Here is a 13,898-nt window from a genome sequence, read left to right as displayed (position 1 = left end):
GTCTGAGTATCCTTCTGCGATAATTTCACCGTTCATGGCACCCGCGTCTGGGTAGTCTTCTGTGTTTATTTCACCGCTCATGGAACGCGCGCCTGCGTAGTCTTCTGTGTTTATTTCACCATTCATGGAATCCACGTCTGGCTAGTCNTAGTCTTCTGTGTTTATTTCACCGCTCATGGAACGCGCGCCTGCGTAGTCTTCTGTGTTTATTTCACCATTCATGGAATCCACGTCTGGCTAGTCTTCTGTGGCTACTTCATCCACTCAAGGAATTCTAGTCTGTTGCCGAATGGGTCCGCGGCATAAAACCGGTTCGCGCCAGGAAGGTTTTCATCGACAATGATGTCGACCCCATTTCCCCTCAAATGGGCCTTTAACATTTCGATATTCTCGATTTCAAAAGCGGGATGCGCCTTTTTTGCCGGAAGGAACGGATCCTCGACGCCGATATGTAGTTGGATAGTTCCGTTCTGAAACCAAGCGCCGCCTCTCTTTTTTAAAGCAGGCGGTTTTTCAATTTCCGTAAACCCTAATATTTTCGCGTAAAATAGACGCGCATCCTCCTCGCATCCTTTTGGTGCGGCTAGCTGGACATGGTCAAGTTGTTTGAAAGTGAATTTCATTTCCAATCCCCTCTCGTTTTCTTCCATTATAAACCAAAGGAGCATTTTATGAGAATTTTAATCCTATTGGTTATCCTTATCTGCGGAAAGCGGAGAGCAGGTCGTTGGGTTTTTGACTAGGCAATTTGGTGGTTGGGTTAATCTAATTCGCTACTGTGGTCTTTTGGGGGATGCACTGGGGATTCAAGTAAAACTAAAGTGTGATTATTTTTAAAAACAGGTTTTTAAGGGATGCGAGTGCAAAGGTACTTGAAGTTTGGACAGCAAATTAAGGTCTCGCTACTTCGGTGTCCAAATAAGGTAGAGATTTGGACAACAAATGAAGGTTACGCTACTTCGGTGTCCAAATAAGGCACCGATTTGGACAGCAATTGGAGGTTGCGCTACTTCGGTGTCCAAATAAGGCACCGATTTGGACAACAAATGGGGGTTGCGCTACTTCGGTGTCCAAATAAGGCAAAGATTTGGACAACAAATGGAGGTTGCGCAACTTTAATGTCCAAATAACGCACCGATTTGGACAACAAATGGGGGGTTACGCTACTTCAGTGTCCAAATATGGCACCGATTTGGACAGCTACTGAAGGTCTCGCTGCTTCATTGTCCAAATGAAGCACCCAATTGGACAGCAACTAAAGGTTACGCTACTTCAGTGCCCAAATGGCATAATGACGAATTACAACCAACCGTTTTTTTAAAATTGTTATCACTCATTTTTCTAGAGCGACACCTTTTCATGATTTAGCCTATCCTTTTCGGCCATGTTAATTCGAACGACACCTTTTTTGACAATCAGAACATTCAACAGAGATTTGATTGCCATTTGAATTCCTTTTCGCTGGTATAACCTCAAAAGGCACGGCGCCGTAAAAGCCCCGTGCCATCCAAGTATTAAAAAGTCTTTGCCAATTCCTGCGCTCTCCTGATGGCGTCTTCCTTGATTTGCTGTGCCCGGTCGGGGAACTGGTTTTGCCCTTCGACGAACAGGCCATCAAAGGATGGGATGCCAAAGAACTGCATGATGATTCCGATATAGCGGTGGCCCATTTCCATTGCCGCGGCTGGTCCTTCCGCGTAAACGCCTCCACGCGCCTGGATATGGAGTGCTTTTTTATCAGTCAACAGCCCGACTGGTCCCTTTTCTGTGTACTTGAATGTTTTTCCTGCGGTACAGATGGAATCGATATACGCTTTCATGACAGGCGGGAAGGAAAAGTTCCAGAGCGGCGTTACAAACACGTACTTGTCTGCGGCGACAAACTGGTCTGTCAATTCGCCAAGCCGGGTTACTTTCCGTTTTTCCTCGCTGGATAACTCGTCAAACGAAGATCCCGAACGAAGTTTTCCCCAGCCGCTGAAAACGTCTACGTCTATTTGCGGAATATCCTCCTTGTACAAATCAAGGTGGATCACCTCGTCATTGGGATTTGCTTCCCGGTACGCTTCGATAAAAGCTTTACCAACTGCCATGCTGTAGGAAACCGTATCGTCATGGGGATGAGCGGTGATGTATAAAACCTGCGCCATTGTATCTCCTGCCTTCTTAAAAATTGCTGCCATTATTTCTTATGAAAAATGTAAAAAACGTTATTTTTCCGAAATAATGTTGACTCCATTATTTTTCCTCTTTATGCGGCAGGTAACCATGGAAAAAGCAGGAAACGACAGTAAATGCGAATATTCCTAAAATCGCAACACATATTCACAAAAACAGCTTCTACAACTATCGCCAGAATATAAACAGCTCCTATTCCTATCGACAGAACTTTTTTGAAAAAGCAACTCCTATGTACTGCACCCCAAAAGTTAGAGTGAAGTCTAACTTTTGGGGTCACATCACTACTATCGTCAAATTTTCAAAAAAGCGCCATTAAAACCAGTATTAATAAACATCCCGATTTACAAATACATAGAATGAGATGAACAACCCGGCAGCCCACCACGCCAGAAGGACGGCGAGCGAGAATGAGAGTGTCATCCCTTCAATCGGGGGCGCGATGCCGGTCATGTAATCAGTCAGCCTCAGGTTGACCATGAACAAGTATTTGGCGGACTCCCATGAAGATACCATGTTGCTTAAAATAGCCCCTGAGATGAGTGCCGCGAGCATGATGCCCATCCCGGCCGCCGTACTTCTAATTAATACCGAGAGCATGAACGACAACGTGCCGACAACAATGGCGACGAACCAGACAAGCCCGAACTCCATCAATAAATACTGCCACTGGTCAACCAATTTGACGCCTGATGTATCAAGCGTGCTTCCCACCGCGGAAAAGCCGGTCAGGATTGGCGCGCCCCAACCTTTGTACCCGAACACAATGCCGGAGATCAAATACGAAAGAATACCCATGATTGCGACAATCACGGAAACGGAAAGGCATAGCGTTATGTATTTGCTGAGCAGAACCCGCCAGCGCTTAATGGGTCTTGTAAGCAATAGCTTAATGGTGCCCTGGCTATGCTCCGAGGACACAAGGTCGCTCGCGATGACCATGACCATCAGCGGCAGGAACAGGTCAATTGAATTTTCGATGAACATGCGCATAAAGGTTGGCGCACCGGGCTCGGATGGGTTGATGTTATGGTCCAGGTAGTATTGCTGCTGCTGAAGGCTGATTTGCAGCTGTTTCTTCCATTCCTCACTAATCCGGCTCGACGATAGCCTGTTTTGCGTGTCGATGATTTGCTGCTGAAGAATTGTCTTCCAATCGCTCGTGCCCATGCGCTCGCGCTGTGTTTCAACCTGGCGTAGCTGCGCATACGTGAACAGGGCGACTAGGACGGCGATGATGGCAGCTATAACCAGGAGTCTTTTTTTAGCCAAAAGCTTGAGCATTTCATTATGTACGAGCTTAGTCAATGGTGTCACCCCCGGTCAGCTCCAGGAACAAGTCTTCGAGGACGGGCATCTTCCGGTTCATTTCCGAGACTGCGATGCCTGCTTCAACAAGCTTCCTGTTCCATTCCGCGGCTTTATTGGCGCTGTACTCCGTTAAAATTGTGCCATCTTCAGTGACTTCAATCGCTGTAAGGGTGCCGAGGATTTTTTTGCCTTCCTCAAACGGTGCGAGCTTCCAGGCAATCCGCTCCCGGTTGCCGAGCAGGACCGCAACAGTGTCCGTCTTTATGACCCGGCCTTTTGAAATGATCGCCACCCGGTCGCATAAAAGCTGGATTTCACTCAGCAGATGGCTCGATACGAGGACGCTCAAGCCCTCTTTTTCGGCGAGGAATCGTATGAACTCCCTCATTTCGCGGATCCCCGCCGGATCAAGGCCGTTTGTCGGCTCGTCCAAAATGAGCACACTTGGGCTGCCGAGAAGCGCCTGGGCGATCCCGAGCCTCTGCCGCATCCCGAGAGAATACGTTTTCACCTTGTCATGAATCCGTTCAGACAGGCCGACAAGCCGCACGACTTCCCAAATGCGGGCATCGCTGACACCTTCGAGCATCCTCGCGAAATGGGCGAGATTGTCCCATCCCGACAAATACGGATAAAGTTCCGGATTTTCGACGATGCAGCCGAGATGACGCATGGCTTCCGGGAAATCCTTCCTGAGATCGTACCCACAGACGTAAATGGTGCCCGACGTCGGCTTGATTAATCCGACGAGCATCCTGATTGTCGTTGTCTTTCCAGCGCCGTTCGGGCCAAGGAACCCGAAAACCTCCCCTTTGTGAAGCTCAAAGGAAATCCCCTTAATAATCTCTTTTTTGCCAATCCTTTTTTTCAAATCCTTTACTTCAAGCGTTACGGAAGACATCAGTTTTTCCCCTTCCATGCCACCAATGCCGCCACCCTGTCTGCGATTAGCTGGTAGCCTTTTGTATTCGGGTGGAATTTATCCGTGTACAAATAATCGTTTACGTTCTGTTCAAACAAATCAAAGGTTGGGACGTAGACCACCTTTTCAAACTTCGCGGCAAGATTTGCGGACGCGAAATTCCATTGCCGAATGACGGCCGAGATTTCCTTCCCTTCCGCAAGTTCAATAAACGGGTTGTAAAGTCCGATGAAATAAATGGTTGCATCCTTATTCGCGGACCTGATTTCCGTGAGGATCACGTTTACATTCGCGAGGAATTTCTTCTCGATTTCTTCAGGCTTCTGCTTGTCGAATTCAACGAGCCCCTGCCCGCCCCTGAATAAATCATTTCCCCCTATTGTAATAAGGACAATGTCCGCATTTCCGAGCTGCCGCTTGACTTCAGCCTGCTGTACCTGCCGGGCGAGCTGTTCCGACCTTTGGCCATTAATGCCAAGGTTGACTAGCCTGACGTCCTCTTTGGAGCGCTTTTTCAAGCTATCGGCTAAATAGCCGACATAACCCCGGCCAGCTGCATCCCCGGTCCCTCTCGTGAGCGAATCGCCCATTGCGACAATGGTGAGGCCCCCATCCGCTTTAGCCTGGATTGGTGTTTCTGGCTCCCTTGCCTTTGGTTCCGCTGGCTTGCCCGCGTAATAATCGCCTACTGCCCAAACGAGCCCCGCCAGCCAAAGCAACAGGAACAATGCTGATGCAATCATCCAGATGCCAACAGTTCTTTTTCGCAAAAAAACCATCCCTTTCAAAAACTTCCTTATTTTATTTAATCATACAATGGGCTCATTTCAAATTTTGCAGGATTACTTCGAGTAAATTCGTTGAGGCTTTTGGGAAAAAGAAAAAACAAAAGGACTTCGGGGTGGAAGTCCTTGTTGTTAAACGTTTTTTATTAGGTCTGTTGAAAAGAGTAACATGACATCCATTTTTAAAAAAACATTTGCTCCCCGGGTTAATCGGGCATTGCCTTCAAATTATTTCTCCTGTCGTGATTGGGTGCAGGCCCCCATTGAAAGCAAAAGATATTTTCCCGGTCTCTTCAGATACAACGAGGACGAGAGCGTCGCATTTTTCAGATAAACCGAGGGCTGCCCGATGGCGTGTCCCCAGTTTTTTATCACCCACATCTCTGTGCGAGAGCGGGAGGACATTGGCAGCGGACACGATATGGTTTTGATGAACGAGCACAGCCCCATCATGCAAAGGGTTTCCCGGAAAAAAGATTGATTCCAATAAGGAATGGCTCAATTCCGCTGCGATCGGGATACCAGGATGCATGAAAGGCTCAAGGGAATCCTCACGTTTAACGACTATTAATCCGCCATGTTTCCGGGCCGACATGTTTTGTAGGCAAATCGATATTTCCGGATATTTTTCCGTGAACGGGGACAAATAGCAGTTTAGATAAAAGGTAGCAGCATTCATTTCAACTTGTATGAATTGATTTTTTATCCTTTCAAAATTTCCAAGGAGGCAATTATTTTCATCATCCATTGTTTCCAAGCTACTTTGCAAGGCCATTATCACTTGGTTAATATTCTTTTTCAATGATTGCTTCATTGGCGAAAAGTCACAATTATCCCGGTCCACGGACTCACCTCTTTTGAAATCACTTTTACTGGATAATGAAAATCAGGATGCTTCTTGCACCTTATGTTTTTCTCCAAGAACGGGAATTATTCGCCAGAATTATTTTACGAAACAACAAAAGAAAGAGGCGTGTTTTTGCAAATCTGCATAACAAAGGCAATAAAAAAAGGCCCGTTGCGATTCGAGCCCTTACTGGTGAAAAATATGAAAGATTCGTCCGTCTAGCGGATTAATCTGGAAAGCTTCCTTTTAAGCCTGAACCCGAAATCGGTTACGCGCGGGTTCTTCTTTCCCGCCAAAAAGAATGCGAGAAAGAGGACGAGAAGAATGATGCTGCTGATATAGAGGAAATTCTTCACTTGTTCGTGGTAGAGCATCCAGCCCGGGCCGATCATTTTTCCAATAATAATGAATGGAGTGGCCCAAATGAGCGATCCAAGCGCCGTGCAAATTGCGTACGTCCTGGCCGGGAATTTGGTGATGCCGGCAAAGAAACCAATTGCATGGCGGGCACCCGGTACGAAGAATACGATAATTAGCAGCTTGTTGCCATATTTTAAAAACCAGTCCGACAATTTATCAAGGGTTTTTGGTTTCAGGAAAAAGTAATGGCCGTACTTTTTAAAAAATCCATAGCCGAGCTTTTTGCCAATCCAATAGTTGACAATCATTCCGAGAAACGTCCCGGCGGCTGCGGCAAGGACGCATGTAAACCAGTCCAAATCTCCTTCAAATGACAGATAGCCGGAGTATCCCATGATCGCTTCCAACGGCAATGGCAGGATAATCATTCCCGTCGCCATCGACAAAAAGAGAAACCAATAGCCGTACTCGTTCATAAATGCCATTACTTGCTGCATTGGGCACTTCCTCCCCCGGAATACTTTATGTTCAATCAAGCTGCGAGTCTGTCCCCAACTTTCTCCAATTTAACTATAGTATCAATACGCCATTTCTGCAACAACCATTTTTTACAGAAACTGTGGTTAGGCTTTATTTTTCAAAAAAATGCACTAAAAAATACGGTCCATCCATGAAACTTATGCGAAAGGAAATCCGTATACTTGAACATCGGGAATAACAAGCAGTACAATTGCTGAGGGTTTAAAACCAACTGGCCCGAGGGAAGATACACGTATAGATTAAAAAGGTTAGGAGTGTCGTAAATGGGAAGAGGTTTTAAGGGAACATGGATCGTCATCCTCGGCATCATCGTTGTGCTTGGCGTCATGCTCATGTCCAGCTACAACGGATTCGTCAACGCCGAGGAAAATGTGGATCAATCGTACGCGCAAATTGAAAACCAGCTGCAGCGGAGGCTGGATTTGATACCAAACTTGGTAAACACGGTTAAAGGCTATGCGGCCCATGAAAAAGAAACGATCAAGGCAATCTCGGATGCCCGCGCGGGTCTCGCAGGGGCAAGATCTCCGGAAGAAGAAGCGACTGCCAACGCGGAATTGTCTGGTGCACTGAGCCGATTGCTCGTAGTCGTTGAAAACTATCCGAACCTGAAGGCGGATGCCCAGTTCAGGCAGCTGATGGATGAGCTTGCCGGGACGGAAAACCGTATCGCTGTCGCCCGGAAGGATTACAACGATCAAGTCGCCGTATTCAATAAAAAGGTAAAACGATTCCCTGGGGCGCTTGTCGCGTCAATTACAGGGTTCGATGAAAAAGAATATTTCCGCGCAGACCCGCGTGCACAGGAAGCACCTGAAGTCGACTTCGGGGGCAACGGGTAATGAAACCGGCAAAGGCCTCAGCAATTCTTGCGCTGCTTGTCCTGTTTCTGCTTGGCGGCAGCTCGGGGGCCTACGCTGCGGGCGATAAAATCCCGGAACCGCGGGGAGATATATACGTCCAGGATTTCGCCAATGTTTTAAGCCCCGCCGAGAAACAGCAGCTTATCGGCTGGGGTCGGCAAATAGAGGATAGCGCGGGCGGTGCCCAGGTTGCCGTCCTCACCGTCAACTCGCTAGGCGGCCGCGATATTGAAGGGTATGCGAACGAAGCATTCCGGAAATACAAGCTGGGCAGCGCCGAAAAGGACAATGGTGTTCTCCTTGTCCTCGCTTTAAAAGACAAGGAAATCAGGATTGAAGTCGGTTACGGCCTTGAAGGGATTATCCCCGATGGCAAAGCCGGCCGAATCCTCGATACGTATGCAATTCCCTATCTCCAGCAAGGCAAGCCAAGCCAGGCCGTGATTAAAACGTACCAGGCACTTGGCAATGAAGTGATTGGGGAAGGCGCTGGCGGAGGGACAACCGATGGAGATCAGGCTTCCCAGAAATCGGGCGGCCTTCCTGAATGGTTGATCATCCTGCTCGTCGTCGGGTTTATTATCGTCGATATGATTTTCTTCCGCGGTACATTCACCTTCCTGATCCTGTCGATGATTGGACGTGGAGGCGGCGGTGGCGGCGGAGGTCCTCGCGGCGGTGGCGGGGGCTCATCCGGAGGCGGCGGTGCAAGCCGTGGCTGGTAAAAGTTATTGGAGTGTAGTTTTTCATGATTTGCCGTCCGGGAAGCCGGGCGGTTTTTATTTTGACTGCAACCAACCCCCTCCCAAGTTTAAGACATAATGAAAAAGCTGCCCCTGTTCAGGAACAGCTTTTCTGAAAATTATTCTCCTGTTTGTATCGGGCTCCTGCCTCCCCCATCAACGAAAATCTTCATTATCATAGTTCTGCTCTTTCAGGATCCCCATTTCATCGATGTGCCTTCGGGCTTCAGCATCGCCGAGCCGGTAAATCATTGCGTAAATCAATTCAATCGACCTGTCGTAGTCTTTGTTTTCCCCCTCGGAAAATTCATGATACTGCTGCCACGGCAGATGCGTCCGCATGTAGCCGCGCTTGTCTGCATCGTAATTTTCCTCAAACAGTTCACGTAAATCCTGGATTTCATCCTCATCCGCAATAACGGTAAACGTGTTTTCTGCGGTCGGCTCCATCGTTATCTCACCTGTTTTAATATCAACGAAATACATCTTCTTTTCCTGCGGGTTGTTCAGCATCGTTTCATCTCCTATTCAGCGCAATCTACTATATTTCCTTTTACCACTTTTTGAAACTTTTAATCTTTTCGCAGATGGAAGCTGGATGTCGGTTTGCCACTTAGGGGGTTGATGGTAGACGCGGCCTTTTTTTGTGCCGGTGAAAGGGAGGTTCAAGGAGTTTAGGATCCAGTAGGCTTGTTTATCGCTTTCCAGCCTTAAAAATTGCCTCAATCCGGAATTTGTGATTTTGGGTGAAATTAAAAGGAAGTAGTCCTGGACCGCCTCCAAATGCGCGCTCCTGGAAACATTTCCGCATTGAAGGCAGAGGCATTTTCCGTAACTAAGCTTCATAGAAAGTTTAAAACATGTGGAGCAAAGGATTCCAGAAAGGATTTCTTTTGTGGAGATGGAGAAGTTTTTCAGTACGTCGGGACGGTGCGGTGTGTGTTTTGAGAGGACATACTTTTTAAGCTTTTTCAGTTCCTTGGATGAGAAAAAATCTTTCCTATGCCGCTTTTCGATTTCGGAGACTTTTTCAACGAGGCGGATGGCGTGAATGACTTTTTGAAATACCTCGTAGTAGCCCGGATCTGCCTTTAGCTTTGAAGAATGGTTGCTAATGACAACCAGATATTCGATAGGAATGTCCGGAAGGTTTTGTTTTTTGAGCCAAGCTCGTAAATTCAACGTTTGCATCCTGGCTTGAGAAACCGGGTTAGCATAAGCTGTTGTTTTGCCATCCTTCTCCTGAAATACCTGGCAAAAGTTCTTATCAAAATGGATTTCCCCTCCCCAATTCTTCGTTTCGAGTATCAATGCGAAAAATGGGGTTATTAAAAGCGTGTCGATTTGGAAAAAGTAGCCGTTAATACAAAGCCGCAACCCTTTAAAAATCATGAATTTTTCTTCATCAAGGAAATTTAGATAATAATCAACTGATTTTTCACCATTATACCCAGCTTTTTGTGTCCGATAAGCATCTTCAACCTCCTTTCTCTTCGGATGGCCGCCCGGTAGCCTCCTCAGAAGTGCTTCGAGCATCAAAATGATAAGCGGAATTGCCCTTTCCAATGCATTCAAACTCTATTCCTCCTTTCTTTCTGTTCATATTCTATTTGTTTTGTAATTTTCCTGCCGAATTTTAGTAGAATTTGAATATTAATTATGCTCTTTTTGGGAAGGGGAAAATATAACGAAAGTTTCGGACCACTTATCGAAACTTTTTTAATTTTATCCCCCACTTTTTTGAATATATCGAAACTTTCAAAGACGATATCGAAAACTGTCACATTTCCGCCACATTTACAGCGACCAATCCCCGACTATACTACACCACCACCATGCTAATAGGTGAACGAACTGCCGGTTATACAAACCCCCTCTTCGACATATGGCACTTTCCAAATGGGTGGCACTTCGGCAACCCGAATGCATCCCCTTTTGAACGAACCCCGAGGTTATAAAAAGCCTCTCCTTCAATCACAGCACCAGCTCTTCAACACAGCCTGACCTTCGGCAACTTGCATGCAACCCCCTTATGAACGAAACCCCAGGTTATAAAAAACCCCCTCTCTCAATCACAGCACCAGCCCTCCAACCCAGCCTGCCCTTCGGCAATTTGCCCTGAACAAAGCCCCAAACGCCACAACATAAAAAAGCCGCTGTATCCTCCAAGGAGCACAGCAGCCTTCCTAAAAATCACCTATTTAAAGACTCCCCACTCTCAGCAATCACTGCATCATTCTTCCGCTTAAACGGCCACCAGTTGGCTTCACCGAATGTTTTTACCATAACTGGCACAAACAATGGCAGGACGAACAATGAATAGAGCACAAGCCCGATCATCAGGATTGTTGCAATCTGTAACAGTGACAATACGCCGGATGGCATCATCGCCGCGAATGTTCCGCCAAGGATGACGGCTGCCGAGATGATGACAGTGCCCATTTTCTTCATCGCTTCGAGAATTGCGTCCTCGACACGCATCGTTTTGAACTCGCTGAACCGGTCCATCAGGAAGATGCTGTAGTCGATTCCAAGCGCGACCAGGATGACGAAAGCGAAAAAAGGAACCGCCCAGCTAATGCCCGTGTACCCAAGCATGTTCACGAAAATGGATTCGGATATCGCCATCGAAGTGTAATACGTCAGCACAAGGGAACCGATTAAATAGATTGGCATAATCACCGAACGGAACAGCACAAGCAGAATCAGGAAAATACCTGAAAGCATGAACAAGACAGTCCGTGAATAATCCTGCTTCGATATTGTATCTAGGTCACTGTGCATACTTGATACGCCGCCAACCGCTATTTGCGCGTTTTCAAGCCCCGTATCTTTCACAACCCGCTTAACTGCCTGCTTTAACGGTTCCACGGATTTAATCGCTTCGTTCGAGTACGGGTTCACGCTAAACACTACATCCATTGTCATCACTTTGCGGTCAGGTGACATGTAGGCGTCAAGCGCCTGGTCAAATTCCCCGCTAGCCAACGCTTCTTCCGGAACGTAGAAGCCGTTTTGTTTCTCTTTCGACACATCGCCAAGATAGCTCTGCGCCTGCTCGAGGCCTTTGGCAACCTCATTCAGGCCATCCGCGCCTTTACCAAGACCGTCCGTCAATTCGCCTAATTGCCCGCCAAGCTGCTTGAAGCCGTCCAAAAGCTGAAGCTGGCCATCGTTAATGCTGTCCAAACCGCCAGTCAGCTTTGAGAAATTCCCGACAATTTGTCCTTGTCCGTCAGCAAGCTGATCAAGGCCGGCCTGCTGCTTAGAAATTCCATCCACGAGCTGGCTCATACCGGCAACTAGCCTTTCCTGCCCGGCAATCAGTTCCGCCATACCACCATTCGCCGCCGCAATCCCGGCCTGTACCTTGGCCAGCTCGCCGTTCAGCGTTTTTACGCCGCCTTCAAGTTTCTCCGCCATCACCATCGCAGTCATGACTTTTTCCTTTACTTTTGCATAATTGGGATCCGTTGCCGCGGCCGGATTTTTCCCAAGCTCATCGACAAACGCATTGGCCTCCGTAATTGTCCCCTTCAATCCGGCAAGCCCCGCTGCAATCTCTTCGTAATGCTTTTGAAGCTCGCCCAATCCGGCGCCGGCATCTTTGTACCCCTGAAGAAGCTTCCTGTTGCCATCAAGAATTTTTTCGGAGTTCGCCTTCACCTCCGCAAGTCCGGAACGAAGCTGCTCCGAACCTGCAGATCCTTGGCGGATGCCATCTTCAATTTTCACAAGGCCGGCTTTCACCTGGCCGAGTCCACTTTTCAAGTCATTCGTACCGGAAACCAATCCGGAAATTCCTTCGGTTGTCTGCTTCAACTTAGGTCCTGATGCGGCAAGCTGCTTTTCCGCGTCGGACAGGCCGCCGCTGATTTGCCTGATTCCGTCATTTCCTTTTTCAAGCCCTTCGCCAAGCGATTTCACCTGCGAAGAAATATACAGTTCATCAATCGGTTCACCAGTCGGGCGTGTTACCGACCGGACCGTTTTCACATTATTCACCTTGGCGGCTTCCTGGCTTATTTTATCAGCAAGCGCCAGGTATTCCGGTTCGTCCATCGGTTCATCATTTTTAATGACAATCTGGGCAGGCATTGATTCGCCTGGGCCAAAGCCGTCCGCGATGATGTCGAACGCCTTGATCGAGTTGAAATTGTCGCCAATTTCCTCAAGCGAGTTGAACGACAGTTTCCCATCATACGTAAACAGGAATGGGAGTGAAATGCCCAATACAATCAAGAGGGCAATCAACGGCCGCGCGAGCGCGAACTTCCCTGCAGCGCCCCAAATCCTGCTATCCTTGTGTTCAAGCGTGCCTTTTGCCGGCCAGAAAAGCTTCTTGCCGAACAATGCCATGAAAAACGGCACGACGGTCACAAGGGCAAGCATCAACACCGCAACCCCGACGGCAACTGCCGCAGCCGATTGATAAAGGACGAATTCGGAAAAACCGATTGATGCAAACCCAACCATCACGGCCAGAGCGCTGAAAAATACCGTCTTGCCCGCCGTCCGGTATGTGCTGATAACCGCTTCGGCAGCGGAATCATGATGCTGCAACTCCTCCTTAAACCGGCTCATCAGCAGGATGCAGTAATCGGTCCCAATCCCGAACAAGACCGCCACCAGGAAAATTTGCGTAAACGTCGACAAAGGAAAGTCTACCTTGTCAACCAAAATCGCGACAATCGATTGGGATGCCAGATAACTGATTCCGACCGCGATCAACGGAATAACCGGTGCAAGCGCGGATCGGAATACGATAAGAAGCACCGCGAGTATGAACACGACGGTAATCGACTCCGTTTTTTTCAACCCATCCTCCGAATTCGTCACGAGGTCGTCGCCAATCATCCAGCTTGAAGTATAATAATGGCCGAGATTCACGCCAACGAGCGCTTTATAAAGCGATTTTGTGACCTCGCCCGGTTCCCTGTCCTTTAGATCAACTTTTACAGAAACGAGGATCGTCTTTCCATCCTTCGAAACGAGCTGATCCTTTAAGGATGCTTCCTTAAAGTGGGACATAACCTCCGTAACCCCAAGCTCTTTCCGCTGATTCTCGAGCATTGCAACTGCCTTCTCCGCCTCGGCAAAATCGGCGTCCGTCAGCTTTTTCTCACTGTGAAAAACAAGCGCTACCTGGGTTTCATGCCCGGCCTTCGCTTCCTGTTGGCTGTCATTCACAATTTTGCCGGCGAGGGTCGAGGAATATCCTTCCGGAACCGTAATCTGTCCTTTTTCCCTCACTAGCGTCTCCATGTTCGGGGCAATCAGCACCAGTGCCGCTATGACGGCGGCCCAGATGGCGAGCACCAGCCACTTATATTTCAAGATATGTCTCAT

12 protein-coding genes are annotated in these 13,898 nt (G+C 48.0%); 2 read left to right on the top strand and 10 right to left on the bottom strand.

What is annotated here, in order from left to right; all coding sequences use genetic code 11:
* Positions 1-251: 251 nt before the first annotated feature.
* The 7 genes from ADU24_RS09370 to ADU24_RS09335 all read right to left on the bottom strand — a co-directional run bounded on the left by ADU24_RS09370 (position 252) and on the right by ADU24_RS09335 (position 6,900).
* On the bottom strand, positions 252-623 hold the full coding sequence (locus ADU24_RS09370) for a VOC family protein (RefSeq protein WP_053366377.1): 372 nt from the start codon (positions 621-623) through the stop codon (positions 252-254).
* Positions 624-1,514: 891 nt separating this feature from the next.
* Positions 1,515-2,150, bottom strand: coding sequence for an FMN-dependent NADH-azoreductase (locus ADU24_RS09365; RefSeq protein ID WP_053366376.1), 636 nt, complete (start codon positions 2,148-2,150; stop codon positions 1,515-1,517).
* Positions 2,151-2,505: 355 nt separating this feature from the next.
* Positions 2,506-3,486, bottom strand: coding sequence for an ABC transporter permease (locus ADU24_RS09355; protein ID WP_156324544.1), 981 nt, complete (start codon positions 3,484-3,486; stop codon positions 2,506-2,508).
* Positions 3,479-4,390 (bottom strand): ABC transporter ATP-binding protein, encoded by a 912-nt coding sequence (locus tag ADU24_RS09350; protein ID WP_053366374.1) that lies wholly within the window; start codon positions 4,388-4,390, stop codon positions 3,479-3,481. Before ADU24_RS09350 ends, ADU24_RS09355 begins: the two co-directional genes overlap by 8 nt.
* Positions 4,390-5,190, bottom strand: coding sequence for an SGNH/GDSL hydrolase family protein (locus tag ADU24_RS09345; RefSeq protein ID WP_156324543.1), 801 nt, complete (start codon positions 5,188-5,190; stop codon positions 4,390-4,392). Before ADU24_RS09345 ends, ADU24_RS09350 begins: the two co-directional genes overlap by 1 nt.
* 229 nt (positions 5,191-5,419) lie before the next feature.
* The gene (cdaS, locus tag ADU24_RS09340; RefSeq protein ID WP_082306861.1) at positions 5,420-6,040 is read right to left on the bottom strand and encodes a sporulation-specific diadenylate cyclase CdaS; all 621 of its coding nucleotides are present in this window, start codon (positions 6,038-6,040) and stop codon (positions 5,420-5,422) included.
* A gap of 221 nt (positions 6,041-6,261) precedes the next feature.
* Complete coding sequence (locus ADU24_RS09335) at positions 6,262-6,900, bottom strand: DedA family protein (protein ID WP_053366373.1); 639 nt, start codon at positions 6,898-6,900, stop codon at positions 6,262-6,264.
* A gap of 306 nt (positions 6,901-7,206) precedes the next feature.
* Here ADU24_RS09335 and ADU24_RS09330 point away from each other — a divergent pair, with 306 nt between their 5' ends.
* On the top strand, positions 7,207-7,785 hold the full coding sequence (locus tag ADU24_RS09330) for a LemA family protein (RefSeq protein ID WP_053366372.1): 579 nt from the start codon (positions 7,207-7,209) through the stop codon (positions 7,783-7,785).
* On the top strand, positions 7,785-8,531 hold the full coding sequence (locus tag ADU24_RS09325; RefSeq protein ID WP_053366371.1) for a TPM domain-containing protein: 747 nt from the start codon (positions 7,785-7,787) through the stop codon (positions 8,529-8,531). The genes ADU24_RS09330 and ADU24_RS09325 overlap by 1 nt, the downstream gene beginning before the upstream one ends.
* A 174-nt stretch (positions 8,532-8,705) precedes the next feature.
* Here the strand turns inward: ADU24_RS09325 and ADU24_RS09320 are convergent, their stop codons facing one another.
* From ADU24_RS09320 to ADU24_RS09305, 3 genes are all read right to left on the bottom strand, one after another.
* Positions 8,706-9,062, bottom strand: coding sequence for a hypothetical protein (locus tag ADU24_RS09320; RefSeq protein WP_053366370.1), 357 nt, complete (start codon positions 9,060-9,062; stop codon positions 8,706-8,708).
* A gap of 15 nt (positions 9,063-9,077) precedes the next feature.
* Positions 9,078-10,124: a nuclease-related domain-containing protein gene (locus ADU24_RS09315; RefSeq protein ID WP_053366369.1), complete on the bottom strand. Its 1,047-nt coding sequence runs from the start codon at positions 10,122-10,124 to the stop codon at positions 9,078-9,080.
* A gap of 618 nt (positions 10,125-10,742) precedes the next feature.
* Entirely contained in the window at positions 10,743-13,898 is a 3,156-nt protein-coding gene (locus ADU24_RS09305) for an MMPL family transporter (RefSeq protein WP_053366367.1), read from the bottom strand.

The sequence above is a fragment of the Bacillus sp. FJAT-27245 genome, assembly GCF_001273955.1.
Classification (GTDB): Bacteria; Bacillota; Bacilli; order Bacillales; family Cytobacillaceae; genus Bacillus_D.
Note: the sequence above shows the minus strand (reverse complement) of the source record. Positions and strands in the feature narration are given on the sequence as shown.